This window comes from Streptomyces sp. NPDC049541, from assembly GCF_044465725.1.
Lineage (GTDB): Bacteria > Actinomycetota > Actinomycetes > Streptomycetales > Streptomycetaceae > Streptomyces.
Map to the genome: position 1 here is coordinate 42,810 of NZ_JBITLY010000017.1, position 25,496 is coordinate 68,305.

24 protein-coding genes and 1 pseudogene are annotated in these 25,496 nt (G+C 71.5%); 8 read left to right on the forward strand and 17 right to left on the reverse strand.

What is annotated here, in order from left to right; all coding sequences use genetic code 11:
- Nucleotides 1–101: 101 nt before the first annotated feature.
- The 4 genes and pseudogenes from ACIBW9_RS39325 to ACIBW9_RS39340 form a co-directional block, all read right to left on the reverse strand.
- Entirely contained in the window at nucleotides 102–965 is an 864-nt protein-coding gene (locus tag ACIBW9_RS39325; RefSeq protein WP_398962677.1) for a ketose-bisphosphate aldolase, read from the reverse strand.
- Nucleotides 965–2,335, reverse strand: a complete 1,371-nt coding sequence (locus tag ACIBW9_RS39330) for a four-carbon acid sugar kinase family protein (protein ID WP_398962680.1) — start codon at nucleotides 2,333–2,335, stop codon at nucleotides 965–967. The genes ACIBW9_RS39325 and ACIBW9_RS39330 overlap by 1 nt, the downstream gene beginning before the upstream one ends.
- Before the next feature lie 143 nt (nucleotides 2,336–2,478).
- On the reverse strand, nucleotides 2,479–3,891 hold the full coding sequence (gene aspA / locus ACIBW9_RS39335) for an aspartate ammonia-lyase (protein WP_398962682.1): 1,413 nt from the start codon (nucleotides 3,889–3,891) through the stop codon (nucleotides 2,479–2,481).
- A gap of 456 nt (nucleotides 3,892–4,347) precedes the next feature.
- Nucleotides 4,348–4,668 (reverse strand): annotated as a pseudogene (locus ACIBW9_RS39340) (nucleotidyl transferase AbiEii/AbiGii toxin family protein); the annotation flags it as partial.
- A 401-nt stretch (nucleotides 4,669–5,069) separates the two neighbouring features.
- Between ACIBW9_RS39340 and ACIBW9_RS39345 the strand changes: the two are divergent.
- The gene (locus tag ACIBW9_RS39345) at nucleotides 5,070–5,345 is read left to right on the forward strand and encodes a hypothetical protein (protein WP_398962684.1); all 276 of its coding nucleotides are present in this window, start codon (nucleotides 5,070–5,072) and stop codon (nucleotides 5,343–5,345) included.
- Nucleotides 5,346–5,635: 290 nt separating this feature from the next.
- On the opposite strand, the gene ACIBW9_RS39350 is transcribed toward ACIBW9_RS39345, so the two are convergent.
- From ACIBW9_RS39350 to ACIBW9_RS39365, 4 genes are all read right to left on the reverse strand, one after another.
- Nucleotides 5,636–6,550, reverse strand: a complete 915-nt coding sequence (locus ACIBW9_RS39350; protein WP_398962687.1) for a hypothetical protein — start codon at nucleotides 6,548–6,550, stop codon at nucleotides 5,636–5,638.
- 96 nt (nucleotides 6,551–6,646) lie between these two features.
- Nucleotides 6,647–7,084, reverse strand: coding sequence for a hypothetical protein (locus ACIBW9_RS39355; RefSeq protein WP_398962690.1), 438 nt, complete (start codon nucleotides 7,082–7,084; stop codon nucleotides 6,647–6,649).
- A gap of 162 nt (nucleotides 7,085–7,246) precedes the next feature.
- On the reverse strand, nucleotides 7,247–9,442 hold the full coding sequence (katG, locus tag ACIBW9_RS39360) for a catalase/peroxidase HPI (RefSeq protein ID WP_398962693.1): 2,196 nt from the start codon (nucleotides 9,440–9,442) through the stop codon (nucleotides 7,247–7,249).
- A gap of 23 nt (nucleotides 9,443–9,465) precedes the next feature.
- The gene (locus ACIBW9_RS39365) at nucleotides 9,466–9,903 is read right to left on the reverse strand and encodes a Fur family transcriptional regulator (protein ID WP_351467940.1); all 438 of its coding nucleotides are present in this window, start codon (nucleotides 9,901–9,903) and stop codon (nucleotides 9,466–9,468) included.
- Nucleotides 9,904–10,099: 196 nt separating this feature from the next.
- Here ACIBW9_RS39365 and ACIBW9_RS39370 point away from each other — a divergent pair, with 196 nt between their 5' ends.
- The gene (locus ACIBW9_RS39370) at nucleotides 10,100–10,510 is read left to right on the forward strand and encodes a hypothetical protein (protein ID WP_398962697.1); all 411 of its coding nucleotides are present in this window, start codon (nucleotides 10,100–10,102) and stop codon (nucleotides 10,508–10,510) included.
- A gap of 16 nt (nucleotides 10,511–10,526) precedes the next feature.
- Here the strand turns inward: ACIBW9_RS39370 and ACIBW9_RS39375 are convergent, their stop codons facing one another.
- The 6 genes from ACIBW9_RS39375 to ACIBW9_RS39400 all read right to left on the reverse strand — a co-directional run bounded on the left by ACIBW9_RS39375 (nucleotide 10,527) and on the right by ACIBW9_RS39400 (nucleotide 15,924).
- Nucleotides 10,527–11,213, reverse strand: coding sequence for a plastocyanin/azurin family copper-binding protein (locus ACIBW9_RS39375; protein ID WP_398962700.1), 687 nt, complete (start codon nucleotides 11,211–11,213; stop codon nucleotides 10,527–10,529).
- Nucleotides 11,201–11,716: a hypothetical protein gene (locus tag ACIBW9_RS39380; RefSeq protein WP_398962702.1), complete on the reverse strand. Its 516-nt coding sequence runs from the start codon at nucleotides 11,714–11,716 to the stop codon at nucleotides 11,201–11,203. The genes ACIBW9_RS39375 and ACIBW9_RS39380 overlap by 13 nt, the downstream gene beginning before the upstream one ends.
- 258 nt (nucleotides 11,717–11,974) lie before the next feature.
- Nucleotides 11,975–13,009 carry a plastocyanin/azurin family copper-binding protein gene (locus tag ACIBW9_RS39385; protein WP_398962705.1) on the reverse strand — a complete coding sequence of 345 codons (1,035 nt, stop codon included), beginning with the start codon at nucleotides 13,007–13,009 and terminating at the stop codon, nucleotides 11,975–11,977.
- Between the two features lie 61 nt (nucleotides 13,010–13,070).
- Nucleotides 13,071–14,405, reverse strand: a complete 1,335-nt coding sequence (locus tag ACIBW9_RS39390; RefSeq protein WP_398962708.1) for a copper resistance protein CopC — start codon at nucleotides 14,403–14,405, stop codon at nucleotides 13,071–13,073.
- Nucleotides 14,402–15,028, reverse strand: a complete 627-nt coding sequence (locus ACIBW9_RS39395) for a hypothetical protein (protein WP_398962711.1) — start codon at nucleotides 15,026–15,028, stop codon at nucleotides 14,402–14,404. Before ACIBW9_RS39395 ends, ACIBW9_RS39390 begins: the two co-directional genes overlap by 4 nt.
- Before the next feature lie 242 nt (nucleotides 15,029–15,270).
- The gene (locus ACIBW9_RS39400) at nucleotides 15,271–15,924 is read right to left on the reverse strand and encodes a helix-turn-helix transcriptional regulator (protein ID WP_398962714.1); all 654 of its coding nucleotides are present in this window, start codon (nucleotides 15,922–15,924) and stop codon (nucleotides 15,271–15,273) included.
- A 104-nt stretch (nucleotides 15,925–16,028) separates the two neighbouring features.
- Here ACIBW9_RS39400 and ACIBW9_RS39405 point away from each other — a divergent pair, with 104 nt between their 5' ends.
- From ACIBW9_RS39405 to ACIBW9_RS39420, 4 genes are all read left to right on the forward strand, one after another.
- Nucleotides 16,029–16,565, forward strand: a complete 537-nt coding sequence (locus tag ACIBW9_RS39405) for a DUF2231 domain-containing protein (RefSeq protein WP_398962717.1) — start codon at nucleotides 16,029–16,031, stop codon at nucleotides 16,563–16,565.
- A 35-nt stretch (nucleotides 16,566–16,600) separates the two neighbouring features.
- Nucleotides 16,601–17,023, forward strand: coding sequence for a hypothetical protein (locus ACIBW9_RS39410; protein WP_398962720.1), 423 nt, complete (start codon nucleotides 16,601–16,603; stop codon nucleotides 17,021–17,023).
- A gap of 172 nt (nucleotides 17,024–17,195) precedes the next feature.
- Nucleotides 17,196–21,269: a molybdopterin-dependent oxidoreductase gene (locus tag ACIBW9_RS39415; RefSeq protein WP_398962923.1), complete on the forward strand. Its 4,074-nt coding sequence runs from the start codon at nucleotides 17,196–17,198 to the stop codon at nucleotides 21,267–21,269.
- 21 nt (nucleotides 21,270–21,290) lie between these two features.
- Complete coding sequence (locus ACIBW9_RS39420) at nucleotides 21,291–22,244, forward strand: XdhC family protein (protein WP_398962723.1); 954 nt, start codon at nucleotides 21,291–21,293, stop codon at nucleotides 22,242–22,244.
- 133 nt (nucleotides 22,245–22,377) lie between these two features.
- On the opposite strand, the gene ACIBW9_RS39425 is transcribed toward ACIBW9_RS39420, so the two are convergent.
- The 3 genes from ACIBW9_RS39425 to ACIBW9_RS39435 form a co-directional block, all read right to left on the reverse strand.
- Nucleotides 22,378–23,010 carry a DUF305 domain-containing protein gene (locus ACIBW9_RS39425; protein ID WP_398962726.1) on the reverse strand — a complete coding sequence of 211 codons (633 nt, stop codon included), beginning with the start codon at nucleotides 23,008–23,010 and terminating at the stop codon, nucleotides 22,378–22,380.
- A gap of 95 nt (nucleotides 23,011–23,105) precedes the next feature.
- Complete coding sequence (locus ACIBW9_RS39430; protein WP_398962729.1) at nucleotides 23,106–23,498, reverse strand: DUF6153 family protein; 393 nt, start codon at nucleotides 23,496–23,498, stop codon at nucleotides 23,106–23,108.
- 39 nt (nucleotides 23,499–23,537) lie between these two features.
- On the reverse strand, nucleotides 23,538–23,996 hold the full coding sequence (locus ACIBW9_RS39435) for a DUF5990 family protein (protein WP_398962925.1): 459 nt from the start codon (nucleotides 23,994–23,996) through the stop codon (nucleotides 23,538–23,540).
- A 108-nt stretch (nucleotides 23,997–24,104) separates the two neighbouring features.
- On the opposite strand from ACIBW9_RS39435, the gene ACIBW9_RS39440 reads away from it, so the two are divergent.
- Nucleotides 24,105–24,713: a hypothetical protein gene (locus ACIBW9_RS39440; protein ID WP_398962732.1), complete on the forward strand. Its 609-nt coding sequence runs from the start codon at nucleotides 24,105–24,107 to the stop codon at nucleotides 24,711–24,713.
- A 39-nt stretch (nucleotides 24,714–24,752) separates the two neighbouring features.
- A complete protein-coding gene (locus tag ACIBW9_RS39445) occupies nucleotides 24,753–25,487 on the forward strand; it encodes a YcnI family protein (protein WP_398962735.1) in 735 nt (244 codons plus the stop codon).
- Nucleotides 25,488–25,496 lie beyond the last annotated feature (9 nt).

Genomic DNA, 25,496 nt, shown 5'->3' on the forward strand with positions numbered 1-25,496 from the left:
ACGAAGCGGTGAGAACCGCGCGCGACGCGCACGGCCGGGGCGTACGACGGTCTGGTGCCCGTCGCTGTAATGCGGTCCAGGTCAGCGGGGCTGAGCTCAGGTCATGCGTTTCCCCCTGCGGCGCGGGGGCTCAGGCGGTTGATGACATCGAGGGCGGCGTCCCGGACCGCGTCGCGGCCGGCCGCCCACAGGGAGACGACGTCGGAGCCGGGCAACGCGGACGGGAGGGTCAGGCGGGTGGCCTCCAGATAGGCGCGGCGCAGTTCGGCGTTGACGTTGACCTTGGCGACGCCTCGGGCGAGGGCGCCGTGCAGTTCCTCGACGGGCAGGCCGCTTGCGCCGTGCAGGACGAGCGGGACCGGTACGGCCTCGTGGATCGCGGCGAGCCGCTCCAGGTCCAGGCGGACCGGGTGCTTGGTGAAGCCGTGGACGTTGCCGACGGCGACGGCGAGCGCGTCCACGCCCGTCGCGGCCACGAATTCGGCCGCCTGCTGCGGGTCGGTCATCGCCGCGGTGTGCGCGACGGCGTCGGTGGAGACGTCCTCGTCGCCCGGCAGGGCACCGAGCTCGGCCTCCACCCAGGCGCTGTGGCTGCGGGCCCGGCGGACCGCCTCCTTCGTCAAGGCGATGTTCTCGGCGAACGGCAGGTGGGAGCCGTCGACCATGACGGAGGTGTAGCCCGCCTCCAGACAGGCCGTGATCTCGGCCAGGTCCCGGCTGTGGTCGAGGTGCACACCGAGAGGGGCCGTGGAGCGTGCGGCGGCGTCCAGCGCCAGCCGTATCAGGGCTTCGCGGCCGGCGTGCTTGAAGGGGCTTGAGCCCGCCTGGATGACGACCGGCCGTCCGGCGGCCTCAGCGGCGGCCGTGACGCCCTGGACCGTCTCCAGGTTGTAGGCGACGAACCCGGGCAGGGCGTGACCGGCGGCCGCGGCCTCCTTCAGGGCATCGGTTCCCTGCAGCAGCATCAGGCACTCCTGAGCAGGTCGAGGGCGTCGGCGAGGGCGTCGGCGCCCCCGACGTTCCCGGCGAAGACGATGTAGGGGATGCCGGCGGCGGGGCCGTCCGCAGGCTCCCAGAGCGAGACGATGCCCGGCAGCAGCGTGCCCCGGGCCCAGGCACGGCGGATCCGAAGGCCGTGGGTGGCGGTGTCGCTGGAGGTGATCCCGCCCTTGGCGAGGACGAAAGCGGGCCGCCGGGAGGCGTTGACCTGGCGCACGGCCTGAACGAGTGCGGCGGAGACCCGGCGGGAGATCGCCAGACTGTCGTCCGCGTCGGCACCCGTCACCAGCATGCGAGAGGTACGGATCACCGCGTCCGCCGAGTCCAGCGCGGCGGCAGCCGCGGTCGCGACTTCGGCGATGTGGGCGTCACGCCGCTCCTCGTCGAGCAGCAGGGCCACGTCCAGCTCGTACTCGGCGATCCCGCCTCGCTCCCGCAGCCGGTCCAACTGCCGTGTCGTCAGCGCGACATGAGAGCCCACGACGATGAGACCGTGCGGTGCGTCGCCGCGCAGTGGGCGCAGTTCGGCCGGGGTGAGCGGTGCCCGCGCAGCCTGTCCGGCGCGGGCCCTGACGAAGGACGGCCCGACACGGTACACCAGCCGCGTGCCGTTCTCCTCCGCCTGTGCGAGGGCCAGGGCCAGCACCCGCAGATCGTCGTCGCACACCGCGTCGACCACGGCCGTGCGTCCGCCGCGCAGCGAGGACAGCAGCCGCGCCGTGTGCGCCGGGCCGCCGCCGCGCAGGTCGTCGAGGGTGACGCGCAGAACCTCGTCCGCGGGCACGCGTCCGCCCGTCTTCTCCTCGACCCAATCGGGCAGCGAGGAGCTGCGGTAGCCGAAGGTGGCGTCGCGGGCGAACTCGCTCTCGCCGACCGGGAGCAGGCCGTCGGCGGTGCGCATCCAGTGGTGGGAGTTTACGGTCAGGCGGCCTGCCTCGATGTAGGCGGGGACCACTACCACGCCGTCCGGAGCACCTGCGCCCAGCTCCGTCAGCTCCTCTGCGAGGACATCGGTCTCCAGCGGGAAGTGACCGCGAAGCGTGGAGTCCCCGCGGCTGGCCAGGACGTAGCCGGTGCCCTCGGCCGCCGACGCCGCGTGCAGGGCGCGCACCACCTCGCGGTTGCGGGCGGCGGCGTCCTCGGGGGACAGGCTGCGGGTGTTGGTGAGGACGAAGAAGACGGCGCTGTTCTGGCGCAGCGCCCAGCGCAGGTCGTCCACCGTCCAGGACGTCAGGACGGGCACGTCGGCGACCGTCTGGGTGCCGGTCGGATCGTCGTCGAGGACGACGAGACGGGGGCCGCCGGATATGCGGGCGGTCACTTCCGCGGCGCTCACCTCGTGGACTGGAGGCAGCCCTTCCAGCACCGTTGCCTCGGGGACGGGCCGCGTCTGGGCATGAAGGGGTAGAGACATGGTGAATTCCTGGTCTGTTACGAGTGGTTGAGGGGGAACGTCCGTCGAGGTCGCGCCTGATCACGTCACACCAGGGCTTGACCGGGTCCCGCGACGGCCTTGGGACGGAGCAGCTGGGCGAGGGTCCCGGCGGGAAGGAGGCCCTTGTCCAGTACGAGTTCGGCGACTCCGCGTCCAGTGGCGAGGGCCTCCTTGGCGATGCCGGTGGCCGCCTCGTAGCCGATGTACGGGTTGAGGGCGGTGAACGGGCCGATGGAGTTCTCCACCGCCGCCCGCAGCGCCTCGGTGTTGGCCGTGATCCCTGCGACGCACCGCTCGGTCAGGGTCAGGCACGCGCGCTCCAGGTGCGTGATGCTCTTGGAGAGGGAGTGCAGGATGACCGGCTCGAAGGCGTTCAGCTGGAGCTGCCCGGCCTCGGCGGCCATGGTGATGGAGACGTCGTTGCCGATCACCTCGAAGGCGACCTGGTTGACGACCTCGGGGATCACCGGGTTGACCTTGCCGGGCATGATGCTGGAACCGGCCTGCACCGGCGGCAGGTTGATCTCGTTCAGACCCGCGCGCGGCCCGGACGACAAAAGACGCAGGTCGTTGCAGCTCTTGGAAAGCTTGACCGCGATCCGCTTGAGCACGCCGGACATCTGCACGAATGCCCCGCAGTCCTGCGTCGCCTCCACCAGGTTGACCGCGGTCACCAGCGAAAGCCCGGTGATCTGCGACAAGTGGCGCCGCACCGACTCGGCGTACCCGGCAGGAGAATTGAGGCCGGTGCCGATCGCCGTGGCGCCCAGGTTGATCTCGTGGACCAGCTCCACTGCCTCCGACAGCCGGCTGCGGTCCTCCTCCAGCATGACCGCGTACGCCGAGAACTCCTGCCCCAGCGTCATCGGCACTGCGTCCTGCAACTGGGTGCGGCCCATCTTCAGCACGTCACGGAACTCCACCGCCTTGGCCGCGAACGCGTCCTGAAGCACCGCCATCGCCTTCAGCAGCCCGCGCACCGCATATACCGTCGCGACCTTGACGGCGGTCGGATAGACGTCGTTGGTCGACTGCCCCAGGTTGACGTCCTCGTTGGGGTGCAGGAACGCGTACTGCCCCTTCGCGTGCCCCAGCAGCTCCGGGGCCCGGTTCGCGATGACCTCGTTGGCGTTCATGTTGGTGGAGGTACCGGCGCCGCCCTGGAACACGTCGACCACGAACTGCTCGTGCAGCTTCCCGTCCCGGATCTCACGGCACGCCTCCATGATGGCGGCGGCCTTCCTGGGCTCCAGCAGCCCCAGCTCCTCGTTGGCGAGGGCGGCGGCCTCCTTGACGGCGGCGAGGGCATCGATCAGGTGGGGGTAGGCGGAGATCGGGGTGCCGGTGATGGGGAAGTTCTCGGTGACACGCAGGGTGTGCACACCCCAGTAGGCGTCGGCGGGTACGTCCCGATCGCCCAGCAGGTCGTGCTCGCTGCGGTGAGCTACGGCGGTCATGGCAGGCCGGGCCTTCTCTCGGAGCATGTTCAGGCGGGCGTGTTCGTGGGGTGCAGCAAGGAGGCGAGCGAGCCGACCCGCCAGGGCGGTGGGGACTTCTCACGATCACGTGGCGGAAGTCTGCGCAGGCTCACCGCCGTGGGTATCGGCTCAGCACGACTTCTCCTTCGCTTTGCAGTAGGCGCGGCCGAACGGCAGGAACCGGGCGGGCGGCAGGATCTCGGTCCCGCGGGCCCGATGCCGTCACCGGAGATGAGGGTGATGCGGTGGTTCTGGGTTCGGCATAGGGCCGATTCCAGCAGCGGGCCGGGCAGCGCGTCCAAGACGCAATGCCGATGTTCCTTATAGGGTCGCCTTATAAGGGCGTTTCCCGAAGTGCATGACGTGAACCACACCCGATCGGTCGCTGACGTCCGGTTCGGCTGCCGCCGACAGCAGTGTGAAGGGGCGGATTTTTGCATTGTCGGACACGGTGAAGCGGGCGGACAGCGGGGCGGTCTCCAGCGCGTGCACCTTCCAACCGCGGGCTTCCAGGCCGGCGCGGAGCGTGGCGGCGATGTCGGCCATGGGGGCCGGGTTCTCGGTGGCGACGTCGAGGTCCTGGCTGGGGCGGTTCACGAGGCGGTGGGCTCGCACGGCGTATCCACCCGTGAGAACGAGTGGATACGGGGAACCTAGCGCGATCACATCCGCCAGGAGCCGCGTGTGCAGCTCCGGCAAGTCTGTCACGCGGCTGCCCGGGTGCGGGAGGCGAGCTGAGGGAAGGCGTCCTCCCATACGGCGCGCACGGTGCGGCCGACTCTGCGCGTCTGTCCGGGGCTGCGAGTGCGGTGCCGAGCGTTTTGCGCATGTTTCCAGACGACCGCCGTGTAGGCCGACAGCAGCCGTGCCTGGGCTAGTGGTCGCCGGTGACCTGCCGCTCCACCTGATGATCTGTCAGGGGGCGTTCCGGTCAGGTGACAGCGGGACCGAGCAGCTCCGCATGCACATCGCACGCCGTGACGAACCGTCAACATGCGCATGTCGCAGCCGGTTGAGGCGCTCGGTCAAGGTCGTGCGCTGATCACGTCTCTCGGCGCGTCATAGCGCCCATATCGTCATTCTTCATACTATCGTCTGGTAACTGTACGAAGTCGATCTCTCACGGATCGCACCCACCTCACTCCATCGGAGATGTCATGCGCAAGCTTCACAAGGCTGTCGTCCTGGCCGTCGCCCTCGGTGGTGTCGGACTCCTGAGTGCCGGCACCGCCACCGCCGACGGGGGCGACGGTCACGGCGGCAACGTCCTGCAGAGCGCCCACTGCAGGTCGCACGACCTGAATGTCGACGTCCTCGGTCAGGTCGGCGTCCTCAACGGCGCGCTGGGCAACGCGCTCAACGGCGAGGGCAACGCGGGTGGGCAGAACTCTCACATCGGCTCGTCCATGGGCTGCAACGACCGCGCCTTCTAGGTCGTCTCCTGGAACGGGGCTGCTCGCCAACGTCTCATGGACCAACCGGTGGAGCACGGGCTGTGGTTGACGGTCTGTGGGTTGGTCCGCTGATGGAGGCACACCAGTGTCTGGCCGGCCGTGCTGATCGGGCCGCAGGCGGATGCCGATACCGCCGGGCGTCGCTGAAGATCACACCCGTCTGACATGCAGACACCCGCAAACCAGTCAGGGGCCTGATCCGTGAAAGCGGATCAGGCCCCTGATGTGGTGTTTCTCTGTGCTCTGCCGGGGCGTTGGGTGTCGGGCCCTCAGTTCACGTGGAGGGTGAGTGCTGCGGTGTGCAGCTTGCCGCCGGTCTGGAACTGCAGGAAGAGCCGCCAGTTTCCGGACTGGGTGAACTCGGCGTGGAAGGTCAGGCTCGGTCCACCATGGTCACCGTTGACCTTGGTCTCCGGGTGGAGGTGGGCGAAGGAGAGGTCGCCCTGGTGGAAGGCGGTGAGGTGGGCGTAGGTGTCCAGGTAGGGCTGGAGGTCGGTGACCGGCTTGCCGTTCTTGGTGACGGTGGCGGTCAGCCGGCGGGCCGTGCCGGCCATCAGGTCGCCCTTCACCGCGATCGTGTAGCCGTCGACGGTGGTGGTGCCTGACGCCTTGGGCAGGGACGTGGTCATCGGCATGCCGGAGACCTTCACCGTACGGCTGAGGACGAAGTCCCTGCCCTTGCCTGAGCCGGTGGCCGGTGCGAAGGAGGTGTACAGCCGCCAGGTGCCCGGCCTCAGCGCGGCGAGCGGCGCGGTCCAGGTGCCGTTCTCGGCCATGGTGGGGTGCAGGTGCTGGAAGCCGGTGAGGTCGGTGCGGACGGCGTAGAAGTGCATCCGCTTGGTCTGGTCGACGGTGTAGTCGGTGACCGGCTTGCCGTTTGGGCCGGTGACGGTGAAGCGGTAGTCGGCCGGCCGGCCGGCGGGGAGGCCGGCGGTGGTGGACGTCATGCGGTAGCCGTCCCGGGCGGCGGCCAGGCCGTTGCCGGTGGCGGCGGTGTCCATGCCGGGCATCGACGCCCTGGCGTCGGCCGGTGCGGAGGAGGACGGCGTGTCGCCGTGGTCCATGCCGGGCATGGCGGAGCTGTGGCCGGTGCCCGAGCCGCAGGCGGCCAGCGCCAGCGTGAGGACCGAGGTGGTGGTGGCCGCCATGAGGAGGCGGCGGGGCGTCCGAGAGCGCTTGGACATGAGGTGTCTTTCCAGGTGGGCGCCGCGATGCGACGCAAGTGACGAACGTGGGAGCCGTGCCGGACCGCGGCGGTGAGCCGGTGTCCGGGGGGCGCATCACGTCCGTGCGATGCACGCCTGGAGGAGAAGTTCGCGCCCGCCCAGGGGTGGTCCCCTGCGCCGGGTGCCCAGGTACGCCCGCGGGGCCCGTGGCAAGAGGACGGCGGCCGGGAGGACCAGGGCGGCCACGGCGAGCGGCGGCAGCGGGATCGCCGAGCGGGGCGGGGTGGCCAGGCACAGCGCGCCCCGCATGGTCTCGTCCGCGCGCGTGGTCGCCTTGTCGCCCGCGGTCCTGGAGTGGTCGGCCGAGTGCGCTGCCATGGTGGCCGGCGACGGTTGCGTGACCGCCATGGCCCCGTGGCAGCCGCCGTCGGCCGCGGCCGGGCCGCCGTGCATCAGGAACAGCCCGAGCAGCACCGCAACCAGCACGGCCGGCCGCACCACTTTGCGGTGGCGGGTCCGGGGCCTGCTGGGGGCGGGCTGCGTGGCAGTCACGGGTTCACCTTACGCAGAAGCACGCACTGCGCCGTCATGCGGCTGGACGCGCACGGCGCAAGCGGTGATGCACGGGCGGAAGAGGCGACGTCCGGGCCGCCCCTTGCGGGACGGCCCGGACGTCAGTGGCCTGCTCGGTGACCGAGCCCGGTCACCGTACGGTCAGGCGATGTCGAAGCGGTCCGCGTTCGACACCTTGACCCACGCCGCGACGAAGTCGTTCACGAACTTCTCCTTCGCGTCGTCGGCCGCGTAGACCTCGGCGAGCGCACGCAGCTCGGAGTTCGAGCCGAAGACCAGGTCGGCACGGGTACCGGTCCACTTGACCTCGCCGGTCGCGTCGTCACGGCACTCGAAGACCGTCTGGTCCTCGGAGACCGGCGTCCACGTGTGGCCCAGGTCGAGCAGGTTGACGAAGAAGTCGTTCGTCAGCTTGCCGGGAGTGTCGGTGAGGACGCCGTGCGCGGTCTGCTGGTAGTTGGCGCCGAGGACGCGCAGACCGCCGACGAGGACGGTCAGCTCGGGGGCGCTCAGACCCAGCAGGTTGGCCTTGTCGATCAGCAGGTACTCGGCCGGCAGGCGGTTGCCCTTGCCCAGGTAGTTGCGGAAGCCGTCGGCGGTGGGCTCAAGCGCGGCGAAGGACTCCGCGTCGGTGTGCTCCTCCGTGGCGTCCACACGGCCCGGGGTGAAGGGCACCTCGATGTCGTGACCGGCGTCCTTGGCGGCCTTCTCCACGGCGGCGGCGCCACCGAGGACGATCAGGTCGGCCAGCGAGACCTTCTTGGCGCCGGAGTTGGCGTTGAACTCCGCCTGGACGCCCTCGAGGACGCGCAGCACCTGAGCCAGCTCGTCGGGCTCGTTGACCTCCCAGCCGGCCTGCGGCTGCAGGCGGATGCGGGCGCCGTTGGCACCGCCGCGCTTGTCGCTGTTGCGGTACGTCGAGGCCGAGGCCCACGCCGTGGACACCAGCTGGGCCACGGACAGACCCGACTCCAGCAGCTTGGCCTTGAGCGCCGCGACATCGGCGGCGTCGATGGGCTCGCCCTCGGCCTCCGGCAGCGGGTCCTGCCACAGCAGGGTCTCCTCCGGGACCTCCGGGCCGAGGTACAGCGACTTCGGGCCCATGTCACGGTGGGTCAGCTTGTACCAGGCGCGGGCGAAGGCGTCCGCGAACTGGTCGGGGTTCTCGTAGAAGCGACGCGAGATCTGCTCGTAGACCGGGTCGAAGCGCAGCGACAGGTCGGTGGTGAGCATCGTCGGGAGCTTCTTCTTCGACGCGTCGTGGGCGTCGGGGATGATCGCCTCGGCGTCCTTGGCGACCCACTGCTTCGCACCGGCCGGGCTCTCGGTGAGCTCGTACTCGTACTCGAAGAGGTTCTTGAAGAAGCCGTTGCTCCACTTGGTCGGCGTGGCGGTCCAGGTGACCTCCAGGCCGGAGGTGATCGCGTCGCCGGCCTTGCCGGAGCCGTAGGTGCTCTTCCAGCCGAAGCCCTGGTCCTCGATCGGGGCGGCCTCGGGGTCGGCGCCGACGTGGTCGGCCGGGCCCGCGCCGTGGGTCTTGCCGAAGGTGTGGCCACCGGCGATGAGGGCGACGGTCTCCTCGTCGTCCATCGCCATGCGGCGGAAGGTCTCACGGATGTCGCGGGCCGCGGCGATCGGGTCCGGGTTGCCGTTCGGGCCCTCGGGGTTGACGTAGATCAGACCCATCTGGACCGCGCCGAGCGGGCTCTCCAGCTCACGGTCGCCGGTGTAGCGCTGGTCGTCGAGCCAGACCTTCTCGGGACCCCAGTAGACGTCCTCCTCCGACTCCCACACGTCCTCGCGGCCACCGCCGAAGCCGAAGGTCTTGAAGCCCATGGACTCCAGCGCCACGTTGCCCGCAAGGATCATCAGGTCGGCCCAGGACAGGCTCTTGCCGTACTTCTTCTTCACCGGCCACAGCAGACGGCGGGCCTTGTCCAGGTTGCCGTTGTCCGGCCAGCTGTTCAGCGGGGCGAAGCGCTGCTGGCCGGCGCCGGCGCCGCCACGGCCGTCGCTGATGCGGTAGGTGCCCGCGCTGTGCCAGGCCATACGGATCATGAACGGGCCGTAGTGCCCGAAGTCGGCCGGCCACCAGTCCTTGGAGTCCGTCAGGATCGCGGCGATGTCCTGCTTCACGGCCGGCAGGTCGAGGCTCTTGAACGCCTCGGCGTAGTCGAAGTCCTCACCGAGGGGGTTCGCCACGGCAGGGTTCTTGGCAAGGATCTTCAGGTTGAGCCGCTCCGGCCACCACTGGCGGTTTCCGCCGCCCTGGGTCGGGTGCAGAGCGCGATCGTGCGCCACCGGGCACTTCGCTTCAGCGGCGTTGTTCTCAGACATGGGAATCCTTCCGGGGTTGGTGCTCAGGCCGTGCGAGCGGTGGAACAGTCGGGGCACAGGCCCCAGTAGATGACCTCGGCCTCGTCGATCGCGAAGCCTCGGTCGTCCGAGGCGGTGAGACAGGGGGCATGACCGACCGCGCAGTCGACGTCCAGGACGGCACCGCACGAGCGGCACACCAGGTGGTGGTGGTTGTCCCCGACCCTGCCCTCGAACCGGGCCGGGCTGCCCGGCGGCTCGATGCGACGTACGAGTCCGGCCGTGGTGAGGGCGTGCAGCGCCTCGTACACGGCTTGCAGGGATATGTGGCCCACCCGGTCCCGCACACCCGAGGCGATCGCCTCGACACCGAGGTGGTCACCCTCGCGGACGGTCTCGAGCAGCGCGACGCGGGCGGCCGTCACCCGCAGGCCGGCACCGCGCAGCTCCTCGGCGGTGGTCGGAGTCTGGGGTGAAGTCATGGCACCCAAGCTACCCGCATAAACACGAATGATTCAAGAAAACGAACGAGACAGGTTTGGTGGCCGGTCGATGACCTCCGGGGGAACCCCCGCGGATCAAGGCCTGGCAAGGGGTTCGCACCACTGTTCACGCCTACGGGTGAATCAGTGAATGGATGTCCGTTCTGCACTCGTTCCCTGCGCTGTGCTGGAGCGCGTGAGTGTCTTCGTTCTGTGCGCGTGGCTGCTGACCGCGGGGCTCGGCGGCTATCTGGCCTCGGTGTGGATCCGCCACGGCGGCCTGCGGCAGCGCACGCCGGGGGTGACGCGGCTGCCGCTGTGGCTCGTCGTGGGGCATGTCGCGCTGGCCGTCGCCGGTCTGGTCTGCTGGACGGCCTATCTCGCGGGCGCGGTCCGGGGCACGGCCTGGGCGGCCTGTGCCGTGGTGCTGGTGGTCGCCGCGTTCGGCTTCATGATGCTGCTGCGCTGGCTGCCCAGCTCGGGACGGCACTCGCGGGGCGCACGGACCGCCGAGCGGCACTTTCCGCTGACGGCGGTCGTCGCCCACGGGACGAGCGCGGGCGCAACCGTGCTGCTGGTCGTGCTGGTGGTGCTGCGCCGGGCGTGACCGGCCCGGTGCGAGGTCAGCCCGTACCCGCCTCCTCGTTCCGGGACGCGGCGGCGGCCGAGCGGGAGCCGACCAGGAGCAGACACAGGACGGCCACGCCTGCCACGACGCCGGTGAGGAGCAGGAGGGGGCTGAGGGGGCGGACGGCGGAGGCGGCGTTGTCCACGGCGGGCTGCTGTGCCGCCGCGGGGGCGGAGGCGGAGGCCGTGGGGGAGGGTGACGGCGTCTTGGCGGCTCCCGGGGCGGCGGCCTCGGCGCTGTGGCCCATGTGCATGGACGACGGCGTTGCGCCGGCGGGGTGGGTGGCGGGCGCGGCGGCCGTCTGGTGCTGGTGCTGGTGGACGGTGGGCGCGGGCGCGGCGGCCGGCTGCACGACGAGCTGGGCCGTCATGCCCGGATGCACGGTGCAGAGGTAGCCGTAGGTCCCCGGTGTGGTGAACGTGTGGCTCCAGCTGCCGCCCTTGTTGAGCATGGGGGAGTGGACGGAGGCAGGGCCGGAGGTCGTCTCGACGTCATGGGGTGCCTGGTCCTGGTTGGTCCAGGTGACCGTGTCCCCGGCGGTGATGGTCAGGGTGCGGGGCGAGAACGCGTAGCCGGACATGAGGACTTGGTGGCCGGCGGCCGCCTGTACCGCGGGGGCGGGCAGGACGAGCGCGGCGCCCGCCAGGAAGAGGGCGCCGAGGAGGGCGGTCAGACGGGGCATGTGAACTCCGCGGCTACGAGCAGCCGGATGCGGTCTGCGGGACGGATGCGGGGCAGGGCGAGGCCGGTCGTACGGCGCAGGGGTCGGTACGGCAGCCGGAGCGTGCCGAGGACCAGGAGGCGGTCGGCGGTGCGCTCGACGACACGGAAGCCGAAGAGGGCCGGGGCCGGTTCACCGGCCAGTTCCAGTTCACCGGGGACGTGCAGCCGGGTGGCCTCGTCCGTGGGCGTGAGGCTGGTGCTGACGAAGGTGAGCACCCTGCCGCCCAGCGGCCGGCCGGCCAGCTCCAGGCTCAGCACGCAGTCGTCGGAGTCGGGCGCCACGGTGAGGGTCGCGTCCAGGGCGGTGAGTCGGCGGCGCAGGGTGGTCAACGGGCCGAAACGGGCGGTCAGTTCGACGATGCACCGGTCCGGGGCGGCGCCGTAGGTGCCGGGGTCGGGCAGCCAGTCGGGGCCCGGGCGGGCCGGGGGCAGGACGGCGGTGGGTTGGGTCTCGGTGGTCATCTCGGCACCTCGTGGGCGAGCGGAGTGACGGGCGGGGAGAATGGAGTGAGGGGGGGGGGGGGGGGGGGGGGGGGGGGGGGGGGGGGGGGGGGGCGGGGGGGGGGCGGGGGTGGGGGGGGGGGGGGGCGCGCGCGCGGCGGGGGGGGCGGGGGGGGGGGGCGCCGGGGGGGCGGGGGGCGCGGGGCCGCGCCCCCCCCCCCCCCCCCCCCCCCCCCCCCCCCCCCCGCGTCCTGCTGGGGGAAGCCAACAGGAGTTGGTTCAGCAGGAGTTGGTGACGTAGTTCTCGGTGGGAGCGAGCAGGTGCTCGGCCCAGACCGTGTGCATCTTCACGTAGGCGTCCGGGTTGAGGATGTCCGCGAGCTGCTGGCCCGGGGATTCCTCCAGGTGTGCCTTGTTGATGTGCTGCAGGAGCACCCCGAGGGTGTCGTCGGCGACGCTGCCGGTGCCGTTCACCGCGGGGGTGAGGATCGACTCCAGCCAGACGGTGTGCATCTTGAGGTAGCTGTCGAGCTTGAGCGCGTCCTGGACCTGCTGGCCCGGGGACTCCTCCAGGTGTGCCTTGTTGATGTGCTGCAGGATCGGCAGCAGGACCTGCTGGACGCTGACGCAGTCGCCGTCGCCCCCGCCGCCGGTACCGCCGGAGCTGCTGCCCCCGCCGGTCGAACCGCCCGTGGAGCCGCCGGTCGAGCCACCCGTGGAGCCGCCGGTGGAACCGCCCGTCGAGCCGCCCGTGGATCCTCCGGTCGAGCCGCCGGTGCTGCCGCCGGTCGAGCCCCCGGTCGAGCCGCCCGTGGAGCCGCCCGAGCCGCCGCTGTCCGCGACGACGGTGATCGACGCCGTCATGTCCGGGTGGACCGCGCAGTAGTACTGGTACGTACCGGCCTTGGTGAAGGTGTACGACCAGCTGTCGCCCTTCTGCAGGGTCCCGGAGTCGAACTTGGCCGGGCCGCTGGTGGTGGTGACGGTGTGCGGCGCGGAGTCCTCGTTGACCCACTTCACGGTGTCGCCGACCTTCACCGTCAGCTTGGGCTGGGCGAACTTGTAGTTCTTGATCTCGATGGTGTAGTCGGCCGCCGCGGCCTTGCCGGACGAGTGGCCCATGTCCGACATCGACTTGGCCTCGGCCGCCGGGGTGGCCGTCTGCGGGGCCGCGGCCCCGGCGGAGGCCTGGAGCAGGCCCAGGCCGGCCACTGCGGCGAGACCGGCGCCGAGGCCGGTGGCCAGCAGCACCCGGTTGCCCGCACGGGAGCGCCGGTGGTGCGGCGCGGGTGCGGTGGTTTCCTCTGTGTGCATGGTGGTGCTTCTCCCTTGTGAGTTCCCTGGTGAGGGGAGAGGGGTGGGACAGGGGTGCGGGTCAGCGGCCGGGAGCGGACGTGACCAGCAGACTCGTCGCGGCGAGTACGACGAGGACGAGCCCCGTCTCGGCCGCGACCGAGTGGACGAAGGGCCGCACGGTGGCGCGGTCGCCGCGCAGCAGTACGGCGATGTCGAGCCGCGTCCGCACCCAGCCGCGGCTGCGCTGGGCGATCAGCAGTACGGCGGCCAGTACGGCGAGTTTGACCAGCAGCAGTTGCCCGTAGCCGGTGTGGAACAGGGCGTCGAAGGACCCGACCACCTGCCAGGTCAGCACCGCCCCCGCCGCCACGATCGCCGCGACGGACACCCCGGCCAGCGTGGAGTAGCCGGTCACGACGGCCGACAGCTCGTCGGGGCGGCGCCGGGGCAGCACCCCGAGCAGCAGCACCGTCAGACCGCCGAGCCACAGCGAGACGCCGAGCAGATGGACCAGGTCGGCCACCGCGCCCCAACCGGGGTGCGTGCCCTCGGAGTTGTGGCCGGTCATGCTCGTCGTCCGCAGCAGTCCGAGGCCGACGGCGAGCGCGCCGACCCGCCAGCCGGGCGACCGTGCGGCCCGGTCCCCGCCCTGCAGCAGGGCGGCCAGCGCGATGGCGGCGAGCACCCACATCAGCACCCGGCAGGCGGCCACGACGCCGACCTCGGTGTTCAACAGGTCGGTATAGGTGCCGGGCCGGAACACGGCGCCGAGCGTGCCCATCGATCCGTACGCGCCCTGGAGTCCGGGCGCGAGCAGACTCGCCACGAGACCGGCGGCCCAGGAGAGGGTGAGGACGCGGCGGGTACGACGGTCCCACGCGCCCTGCGGCCAGAGCAGCGCGACAAACGCCAGACCGCCGACGAACAGGGCAAGGGCGAGATAGCCGACCCAGCGGGCGGCGACCCAGGCGGAGTGCACCGCCTCGGACGGCTCCGGGAGCGCCGCTGCCTCGGCCGGGTGGGCCGCCTTGGCGGTGAGGCGGAAGGAGAGCGTCCCGGACGTGAGATGCCCGTCCTCCATGTCCAGTACCTGCCAGGCCAGGGTCAGATCACCCCGGTCCTTGCTCTGTTCCCGCTCCGAGACCTTCGGGACGGTGACCTCGACGCTGTCCTTGCCGTGGTCGCCCCGGGACACGGCCAGCCGCTTGCCGGCCGCCTTGACATGCACGTCGGCCGGTTCGACCGGTTCGCTGAAGGTGAGTCGCACGGTGGCGGGGGTGTGCAGGAGCCGGGCGCCGTCCTTCGGCGCGGAGGACTTCAACTCCGTGTGGGCCGCGGCGGGGGGTGCCGCGAACAGCAGGGTCGCGAGCGCGGTCAGGAGCAGGGCGAGCAGGGACGGGGCGCGGCGTCTCACGGCAGTACCTCCGGGACGACCGAGGGTGAGGCGGCGACACCGACGCACAGCGAGGACAGGGCGCCGGCCGACGACGAGGGGGACGGTGAGGGCGACGGACTCGGGGAGGCCGGGCTCAGGAGCCCGTCCAGCAGACCGGTGACCGGAGTGACCACGCCGTTCAACAGCGGCTGTACGAGGTGGACTTCACCCTCGTCGCAGTTGTCCGAGGGCGTGGGGGTCGGAGTGGGGGAGGGCGAGGGTCCGGTGCTGGATCCGCCCCCCGATGCGCCGCCCGATCCGCCCGTACCGTGACCGTGGCCGCTTTCCCCGCCGGTGGACGGCATGCCACCCGCCACGGGAATTCCGGCGTCGTTGCCGCCCGGCCAATAGCCGCCCGCCGAGCCGGAGCCGTAATTCCCGGCGCCGGTGTCGGGAGGTCCGGTTGCGGAGCGGGCCGTGGGTTGGTGCGGTGCGGCAGAGGTCTCGGACGCGGGCGGGGCCGCGGTGTCGATGGTCGTCGGTGCCTGGGCGCCAATGCCCGAGGCGTATCCGAGGACCACGACGACGGCCGCGACGAGCGCGCCCGCGACGATCTCGTCGCGATGGTCTGCTGGCCAGGATCCCCTGGCAAAGAAGGACATGGTCCCTCCTGACGCTGTGCGTGAACGGCGGTGACCAGGAGTGCACCGTTGCGACGATTCCCGTCCGCTACGCGTCAGTTAATCGATCGTTTCGTTGCCTCATTTCCGACTGCAGGGTCACTGTGAGAACGGACCTCATCGCCCCAATGCACGCATTGCATTCCGGTGGTATTCCGTGGAGAAAACGAAGGGACCGTGAATTCGAACGCGCACGGCATTTCCCTGCCGGCTCCTGCCGGTTCTTATCGCTCGGTGTGCAACTCGACGCAGCAGATACCGGGTTGCGGGGTCAGCAGGGCAGTCGTCTCGGGATGGCCGGACGCGGCGAGACAGCCGCGCAGGAAGGCGTGGTTCATGCCGCAGATCAGATCCGGCGCCTGTGCGGCGACCGGATGGAAGGGACAGTTGTGCAGCACCGTGCGCCCGGCTCCCTCCTCGGCGGGCTCGAATCCGAGCGATTCCAGGGTGGCCATGAGGTCGCCGCCCCGGGCCTCGGCGCCCACGGCCTCGCCCCTCTCCCCGGCCACGCGCAAAGCCGCCTCCTGCGCGCTCTCCCCCTGCCTCTGCGCCGTCAGGGCCTCGGTCAAGAGCGAGGCCAGCAAGTCGTGGCGGCGCGGAGGGAGGCTCAGGGAGAGGGTGTGCGGGGCGGGCTCGTACACCTTCGGGGCGCGGCCGACCCGGCGCGGGCCGTGCCCGCCGTGCCGGGACTGCAGCAGGCCCGAGGCCACCAGCTTGTCGAGGTGGAAGGCCGCGAGCTTGCGGGAGATCCCGACCGCCGCCGAGGCCTCCTCCCGGGTCACCGGCCGCCGGGCCCGCCGTACGAAGTCCAGCAGCCGGCGCCGTGACTCGTCGCCGAGGACGGCGAGTGCGGACATGGGGTCGGAGCCGGAGGTCACGGGCTCACGGTAACTCCGATTCGGGGTACTCGGCGTTCACGGTTGACCTCCACGCGAATAAGACCAACACTTGTTGGTGAAATACCTCTCAGGCGAGGTGCCCCATGACGGTCGACAGTGAGCTACGTCAGGCGAAGCAGCCGGTCAGCGGCGCGCTGGCAGGCCCTTACGGACATCCGTTCCATCCGATCCTGGTCACCGTGCCGATCGGGGCCTGGGTCTGCAGCCTGGTCTTCGACATCGCCTCCAAGATCGTCGACCGGCCGGGCTTTCTGACCCATGGCTCGGCCTGGCTGATCGCGATCGGTGTGCTCGGCGCCCTGGCCGCGGCGAGCGTCGGCTTCCTCGACCTGTTCGCCATCCCCACCGGGACACCGGCCTTCCGTACGGCGCTGGTGCACATGGCACTGAACCTCGCCGTGACCGCGGCATACGCGGCCGGTTTCGCCTGGCGTCAGGGCGACGGCTACGCGGGAGGGCAGAGCGTCGGCAACGGGCAGCTGACACTCTCCGCCGTCGCCCTGGCCGCCCTCGGTGTCTCCGGATACCTGGGCGGCAAGCTCGCCTACCGCTACGGCGTCCGCGTGGCCGCCGAGTCCGTGCAGACGGAGGGGTACCGCAGTACCCGTACGACGCCCTGACCAGAACCATCGGGCCCGAGCCACTGGAGCCGGACATGGACATCGCCGCTCTCGTCGCCTGGATCGTGACCGCCGTCGGTGGATTCTTCCTCCTCGTCCGCTGGATCTCCGGCGGTGGCCTGCGCCAGCAGCAGACCGGGACCACCCGGTTCCCGGCGTCGCTGGTCTTCGGGCACTTCCTGCTGGCGGCCGCCGGACTGGTGGTGTGGATCGTCTATCTCGCCGCCGACCGGACCGCCCTGGCATGGGCGTCCTTCGGCGTGCTCGTCGCCGTCGCCCTGCTCGGCTTCACCATGCTCGCCCGCTGGATCCCCGTGTACCGCGCGGCCCCCGCCACCACCGAGGCGACGACACCCGCCGAACGGCACCTGCCCGTGCTGGTCGTCGGCGCCCACGGCCTGCTCGCCGCGACCACCCTGGTCCTGGTGCTGCTGGCGGCCTGCGGAGTCGGCAGCTGACCTCTCACCCCCCGATCCGCTCCCCGAAGGACCTCTCACACCGCCCTTCCGACCCCTGTGCGCCCGGCGTAACCCCTGATGACCGGCCCAGGAGACACCCGTGTAATGGGCATTTCGTACCGTCACGGAAGCTCCACCCGTGCGGGACGATCATGAGAGGCAGGGGGTGCCCGTGGCCGCGCCGGACTCGCGGAACACCGACACGACGACGGCGACGAAGGTGCGGACGGTCTGCTCGTACTGCGGGGTGGGCTGCGGCATCGTGCTGGACATCGGGTTCGGACCGGACGGCCGTCGTACGGTCCTGAAGGCGTCCGGCGACAAGGAGCACCCCGCGAACTTCGGCCGCCTGTGCACCAAGGGCGCGACCACCGCCGACCTGCTCGCCGCTCCCGGACGGCTGACCACGGCCCTCGTACGGCACGACCGGGGCGAGGAGCCCGTGCCGGACGCCGTCCACGCGGCCGTCAGCGAGACGGCCCGGAGGCTGCGCGCCATCGTCGACGAGCACGGGCCGGACGCGATCGCCTTCTATGTCTCAGGGCAGATGAGCCTGGAGGCGCAGTACCTGGCGAACAAGCTGGCCAAGGGGTTCGTGCGGACCAACCAGATCGAGTCGAACTCGCGGCTGTGCATGGCCAGCGCGGGCACCGGCTACAAGCTGTCGCTCGGCGCCGACGGACCGCCCGGCTCCTACCAGGACCTCGACCGGGCCGATCTCTTCTTCGTCATCGGCTCCAACATGGCCGACTGCCACCCGATCCTCTTCCTGCGCATGATGGAACGGGTGAAGTCGGCCGGCGCCAAGCTGGTCGTCGTCGACCCGCGCCGCACCGCCACCGCCGACAAGGCCGACCTGTTCCTGCAGATCAAGCCGGGAACCGATCTCGCCCTGCTGAACGGCCTGCTGCACCTCCTGCACGAGAGCGGCCACACGGACCCCGAGTTCATCGCCGGTTACACCGACGGCTGGGAGGAGATGCCCGCCTTCCTCGCCGACTACCCGCCCGCCACGGTCGCCCGGATCACCGGCATCCCCGAGGACGACATCCGGGAGGCCGCCCGGCTGATCGGCGAGGCAGGGGAGTGGACCAGCTGCTGGACCATGGGCCTCAACCAGTCCACGCACGGCACCTGGAACACCAACGCCCTGGTCAATCTGCATCTCGCGACGGGCGCGATCTGCCGGCCGGGCAGCGGCCCGTTCTCCCTCACCGGCCAGCCCAACGCCATGGGCGGCCGGGAGATGGGCTACATGGGCCCCGGTCTCCCCGGCCAGCGGTCCGTGCTGGTCGACGAGGAGCGGGCGTTCGTGGAGGAGCTGTGGGGACTGGAACCCGGCACCATCCGCGCCGACGGGGTCGGCAAGGGCACCGTCGAGATGTTCCAGAAGATGGCCGACGGAGAGATCAAGGCCTGCTGGATCATCTGCACCAACCCGGTCGCCTCCGTCGGCAACCGCAAGACGGTCATCGAGGGCCTGGAGGCCGCCGAGTTCGTCGTCACCCAGGACGTCTTCGCCGACACCGAGACCAACGCCTACGCCGACGTCGTCCTGCCCGCCGCCCTGTGGACCGAGACCGAGGGCGTCCTCATCAACAGCGAGCGCAACCTCACCCTGGCCCGGCCGGCCGCCGACCCGCCCGGCGAGGCCACGGCGGACTGGCGGCTCATCGCCGCCGTCGCACGGGAGATGGGCTACGAGAAGGGGTTCGCCTACGACAGCGCCGAGGAGATCTTCGAGGAGATCAAGCAGGCCTGGAACCCGAAGACCGGCTGGGACCTGCGCGGGGTGACCTACGAGCGGCTCCGCGAGACCCCCGTGCAGTGGCCCGCCGCGAGCGGCGACGGACCCGACCGCAACCCGATCCGCTACGTCGGCGCGGACGGCTCCCTCACCTTCCCCACCGCGAGCGGCCGCGCCGCCTTCTACGCCCGCCCGCACCTCCCGGCTGCCGAAATGCCGGACGACGACTACCCGTTCGTACTGAACACCGGGCGGCTGCAGCACCAGTGGCACACGCTGACCAAGACGGCGAAGGTGCCCAAGCTCAACAAGCTCAACCCCGGGCCGTTCGTGGAGCTCCACCCGCAGGACGCCGCCGCACTCGACATCGGCGACGGCGACTCGGTGGAGGTCGCCTCGCGGCGCGGCCGGGCCGTACTGCCCGCCCGGGTCACCGACCGGGTGCGGCCCGGGAGCTGCTTCGCGCCGTTCCACTGGAACGACCTGTTCGGCGAGTACCTGAGCGTCAACGCCGTGACGAGCGACGCCGTCGACCCGCTGTCCTTCCAGCCGGAGCTGAAGGTGTGCGCGGTGTCGCTGACCAAGGTGTCGACGCCGGTCACGGTGCGAACTCCGGTCGTGGAAGCGGCAGTTGAGGCCGTACCGGTTGCGGCGCCCGCTTCCGACCCGTTCGGTCTCGCGCCCGCCCCGCCGCCCGTGCTCACCGCGCAGGAACGGCAGTACCTCGTCGGCTTCCTCGCCGGCATCCACTCCGGCGCTCCGGGCGTGCCGGTGCTGCCGGCCTCCGCGCCCTTCAGCCCCGAGCACGCCCTGTGGGTCAACGGGGTGCTGGCCGGCATGTACTCGCGGGCCGCCGACACCGCCGTACCGGCCACGTCGTCACCCGGCCGTGAGGTCGTGATCCTCTGGGCCTCGCAGACCGGCAACGCCGAGGAGTTCGCCGCCGCCGTCGCCGAACGCGTCAAGTCCGACGGGCACTCCGCCTCGCTGCTGGGCATGGACGAGGCCGACCCCGCCGCGCTGCCGTCCGGCGCCGACCTGCTCCTGGTCACCAGCACCTTCGGCGACGGCGACGCCCCCGACAACGGCAGCGGGTTCTGGGAGACCCTGGCCGCGTCCGACACCCTGCGCATGGACGGGCGACGGTATGCGGTGCTCGCCTTCGGCGACTCCTCCTACGACGACTTCTGCGGCCACGGCCGCCGCCTCGACCAGCGCCTCGACGAGCTCGGCGGACTGCGCCTCGCCCCGCGCACGGACTGCGAACCCGACTACGAGGACGCGGCCCACGCCTGGCTCGACCAGGTGCTCACCGCCCTGTCCGGTACGCCGGAACGCCCGGCCCCGGCCCCGCCCGCCCACGCCCCGCGTACGAAGAAACCCGCCCCGGTCACCGCCCGCCTCACCGGCAACCGTCTCCTCAGCCTCCCCGGCGCCGGCAAGGAGGTCCGCCGGTTCACCTTCGACACCCGCGACAGCGAGACCCCGCTGCTCTACGAGGCGGGCGACGCACTCGGGGTCCGCCCCCTCAACTCCCCTGAACTGGTGGCCGAGTGGCTGACCGTCACCGGCCTGGACGCGGAGACGGCGGTCGAGGTGAAGGGCGCAGGCGAGGTCCCCCTCGGCGAGGCCCTGCTCCGGCACCTCGACATCACCCGCGTCAGCCCCGACCTGCTCCGCTTCGTCGCCGAACGGGCCCGCGACCCACGGGAGCTGAAGAAGCTGCTGCGCCCCGACAACAAGGGCGAGCTGGCGAAGTGGTCCTGGGGCCGGCAGGCCGTGGATGTGGTCGCCGAGCACCGGGTCGGGGCCGACGCCCAGGAGTGGGCGGACGCGCTGGGCCGTCTGCAGCCACGCCTGTACTCCATATCGTCCAGTCCGCTGACCGACCCCCACCTGGTCTCGCTGACCGTCTCCGTGGTCCGCTACGAGAACCTGCACGGCCGCCCCCGCCAGGGCGTCTGCTCCCCCTTCCTGGCCGACGCCGAGCAGGACACCCCCGTACCGGTCCACGTCCAGCGCTCCGCCCACTTCCACCCGCCCGCCGACCCCGCCACCCCGATGGTCATGGTCGGCCCCGGCACCGGAGTCGCCCCCTTCCTCGGCTTCCTGGAACAGCGCCGCGCGCTCGGCCACCGCGGCCCGAACTGGCTGTTCTTCGGCGAGCAGCACCGGGCCACGGACTTCTACTACGAGGAGGAGCTCACCGCCTTCCTCGCCGAGGGCACCCTGACCCGTCTGGACACCGCCTTCTCCCGCGACCAGCGCGCCAAGGTCTACGTCCAGGACCGGATGCGCGAACACGGCCCGCTGCTGTGGTCCTGGCTCCAGGACGGCGCCCACTTCTACGTCTGCGGCGACGCCTCCCGCATGGCCAAGGACGTCGACAAGGCCCTGCGCGACATCGCGGTGGTGCACGGCGGCCTGGACGAGACGGGCGCGGCGGCCTACGTCAAACAGCTCGCGAGCGAGAAGCGCTACCTCAGGGACGTGTACTGACCTGCGGACTACGCTGGATCCATGCGCGAACTGGCCGATACGGCAGCACGGTGGACGGCGCAGGGCCGTGCGGCGGTCCTGGCGCGGCCGCTCAGCGAGCGGGGCTTCGGGCCGCGCGATCCGGCCGACGCGATCCTCGTCGACGAGGACGGGCAGTGTCACGGCCGGCTCTACCGGGGCGCCTTCGACCGGCAGCTGGTCGCTGAGGCGGCCTCGCTCCCGCCCGGTCACACCGCCCGGGTGGTCGCGGTGGCCGTGCACGACGACGGCGTGAAGCAGGCCGGGCTGACCTGCGGAGGCCAGGCCGAGATCCTGCTCCAGCCCCTGGCCGCCGTACCGGCCCGCTGGTGGGAGCTGCTCGGTGCGGGTGCCGACGCGGCGCTGGTCACCTGGCTGGACGAGCGGCGGACACATGCCGTCAGCGCCGTCGTCACCCCGGACGACAGGGCCGACGGCCCGGACGTGCCGCCCCAGGCCGCCGTTAGCGCCCGCGCCCTGCTCGCCCGCCACCGCGCCGGACGCGAGGTGCACGCGACCGAGGCCGGACTCTGCCTCGTCGAGACCTGCCCCGCCGTCCCCCACCTCGTCATCGTCGGCGGTGGCGAACTCGCCGAACTCCTCGTCACCCAGGCGGGGTTGCTCGGCTGGCAGGCCACGGTGACGTCGGTCGCCCGGGATGCGGGCAAGCTACTCGTCTCGCATCCGGCCGCCGCCTGTCTGATCATGTTGAGCCATGAGCCCGATGTGGACGTGCCCACTCTGCACACCGCACTGACCTCCGGTGTCCCGTACGTCGGCGCGCTGGGCTCCCGCCATACGCAGGAGCGGCGCGCCGCCGGGCTGGTGGAGGCGGGTCTGGACGAGGGGCTGCTCGGGCGGATCCATGGGCCGATCGGGCTGGACATCGGGGCGCGTACGCCGGCGGAGACGGCCTTGGCCATCTGTGCGGAGGTGCTTGCAGCGCTTTTGCGGTGAGGTCCGTGGGGGCGTGGTGTGTTTTCGTCTGCTGCGCCGTCGGGGCTTGTCGCGCAGTTCCCCGCGCCCCTTTGGGGCGCGTCCCTTCAGGGCGGCGGGGAGGGACCGGTCAGCGGTCCCTCCCCTCAGGACGTCAGCTCTTGCCGAGGAGCTGGTTCATTTCCTTGATCTCGGCGGTCTGGCCGGTGATGATGTTGTCCGCCATGGACGTGGCGGGGGCGTAGGCGCCCTTTGACTTCTCCGTGCCGGCCATCTGTACGGCGCCCTTGTGGTGTTCGATCATCATGGTCAGGAACATGGTGTCGAACTCGGTGCCGGACGCCTTCGCCAGCTTGTCCATGTCCTTGGTGTCCATCATTCCGGCCATGCCCGAGTGGGCCGAGTGGTCCATGCCGGGCATCGCCGAGGGCACCGCCTGGCCCCAGGACTTCAGCCAGCCGCTCATGGTGCGGATCTCCGGGTCCTGCGCCTTCTCGATGCGCGCGGCGAGATCCTTGACCTTGGCGGACGAGGCCCGGCCCGCCGCCAGCTTCGCCATCTCCAGGGCCTGCTGGTGGTGCGGGATCATGCCCTGCGCGAAGGACACGTCCTGCGCGTTGTGAGCGGCGGCGCTCGACGAGGGCGAGGACGAGCCGGAGCTGTGGCTGTCGTGGCCGCCGCTCCCGCTGTCGCTGCTGCCGCCGCAGGCGGCCAGGACGAGCCCGGCGGTGACGGTCGCGGCCACCAGGGCGGTGCGACGGGCCATGGAGGTACGGGTGTTGCGCATGCTGGAACTCCTGCGTTGCTGCGTGAAAAGGGATCTGGACGTGCCGAGGCGCACCGCGTCGCCGGTCGTGCGGGGGGCGCGGTGCCGCGTGGTGTCTAGATCCGCAGGAGTTGCAGTTCCGCCAGGGAGGGCGGCGCGCGTGCACCGTCCGGGGCCGTGCCCGCATACGGGCAGGGGGCGTCGGAGGGGGCCGGCACCGGCACCGGGTCGGCGACGAGGGCGGGCAGCGTCGGCCCACCGCTCAGGGCACCCGACGCGCAGGTCCGGTCGGCGTGATGGACATGACCGCCACCGCAGTCGTCACCCGCGCAGTCGCCGTGCACGGCGGCCGCCGCCGTGATGTGCCGTGCGGCGGAGTGCTCGACGACACCGCCGACGGGCGCCAGGCCGTGCATGGCGAGCAGCCCGGCCAGCAGCCCGAGCACGAGCAGCACCCGCCACCGCAGGGAAGGCGGTGGCGCATCGCGATGCTGTGCACGGGCTGTCACGGCGCCCATGGTACGCAGACCGCCGTGGGCCCTGGGCCGTTACCCCCGTTCCGCGCTCCAGGCGATCTGCGGCGGCACCACCCGTGCGCACAGCGGGTTCCCGTGGGCGTCGGTCAGCCGCAGCCGCCCGACCAGCAGTCCCTCGCGCACAGCGGCGCCGAGCACCTCGACGGGCACGGCGTCCAGCATCAGCTTGGCGCGCCGGAACATGCCGAAGGCACCGGAGTCGTCGACCGTCCCCCAGGACAGATAGACGAACCGCCCGCCCGGACGCCCTTGAACATACGGCCCCTTGACGTCCGTACCTGTGACCGTGCACTCCAGCGTCCAGCTCACGGCCCCGGCGTCGCCGGGCTGCGGATCGAGAAGCTCGCCCGGCCGGTCCCGGCGCTGCACGGCCACATGGATGTCGGAGTACGACGGCATGTCACCGCCGGGCCCGCACACGCGACCCGGCAGGTCGACGCCGTCGATACGGATGCGCAGTTCGGCCGTCACCCCGTCACCGCCTTTCTCCGGCACTTCTTCTCGGGGCTCCAGTCTGCACCTGTGCGCGTGGGGATCCGCCGGGTGCTGCCACCCGGGCGCGTGGCAGGATCTGGCGCCATGAGGGCGTCTCCTTCGGTACGCGTGCTGCGCGCGGCGGTGTTCGCCGCGCTGTGCGTGCTGCTCGCCGCCGGGGGACACGCACTGGCGACCGGGACGGCACCGCCCGTGTGGGTGCAGGCCTCGGGGTTCGTACCGGTCTTCGGGGCCGGCTGTCTGCTGGGTGCCCGGGAGCGCTCGCTGGTCGCGATCGGCGCCGGCACGCTCACGGCCCAGGCCGGACTGCACCTCGCCTTCGACGCCGTACGCCCGCACCCCATGATGCTCATGCACGGCATGTACGGCATGCAGGGCATGAGCGCCATGCACATGGGCCACTCCCACGCCCTGACCCCGCACGCCACCGCCGCCCACGTCGGCGCCGCGGTGGTGCTGACCTGGTGGCTGCGGCGCGGTGAGGCCGCGCTGTGGTCGCTGCTGCGGCGGGCCGCCGCGCTCGTACCGGGCCTCGCGGCCTGGTGGCGGGTGCGCGGCGGGGCGGGGACCCTGCCGACCGCGCCGGACGCCGTACGCCCGGGTGCCGACGGTCCGCGGCCGTTGCGAGGGCTGCTGTTGCGGCACACGGTGCAGCGGCGCGGTCCGCCGCCGGGGATGTCGTACGCGATCTGACCTCGACATCCCTTCCTCAGTACGGAGATCAGCTCACCCATGTCCACTGCACGCACCGCCCTGCGCCGCGTCGGCACCGTCACCGCGCTGACCGCCGGGGGGCTCCTGGCCGCCGCGGGAATCGCCTCCGCGCACGTCACCGTCCACCCCGAGAGCTATGCGAAGGGCGCCACGGACGGCGTCCTCACCTTCCGCGTCCCCAACGAGGAGGACACCGCGAGCACCACCAAGGTGCAGGTGTTCCTGCCCACCGACCACCCCGTCCTCGGTGTGCTCGTCTCGCCGCCGGAGAACGGCTGGACGGCGAAGGTCACCAACACCAAGCTGAAGACACCCGTCAAGACGGACGACGGCACCATCACCGACGCCGTCTCCGAGATCACCTGGACGGGCGGGAGAATCGGAGCCGGGCAGTACCAGGACTTCAACGTCGCCTTCGGTCAACTGCCCGACGACACCGACCAGTTGACCTTCAAGACCCTGCAGACGTATTCGGACGGGAAGACCGTCCGCTGGATCGACGTGGCCCAGTCCGGTGCGGACGAGCCGGAGAACCCGGCACCGGTCCTCAAGCTGACCGCCAAGGGTGCCGAGGAGGGCAGCGCCTCGGCCTCGTCGGCGACGCCCAAGAGCGCCGGCAGCTCCACGTCGAGCGCGGCGAGCAGCGACTCCACCGCTCGCGGACTCGGTGTCGCCGGGCTGGTCGTGGGCGTACTGGGCCTGGCCGCAGCGGCGTTCGCGCTCGTCCGGGGCCGCTCGGCCAAGGCCTCCTGACCGCGGTCC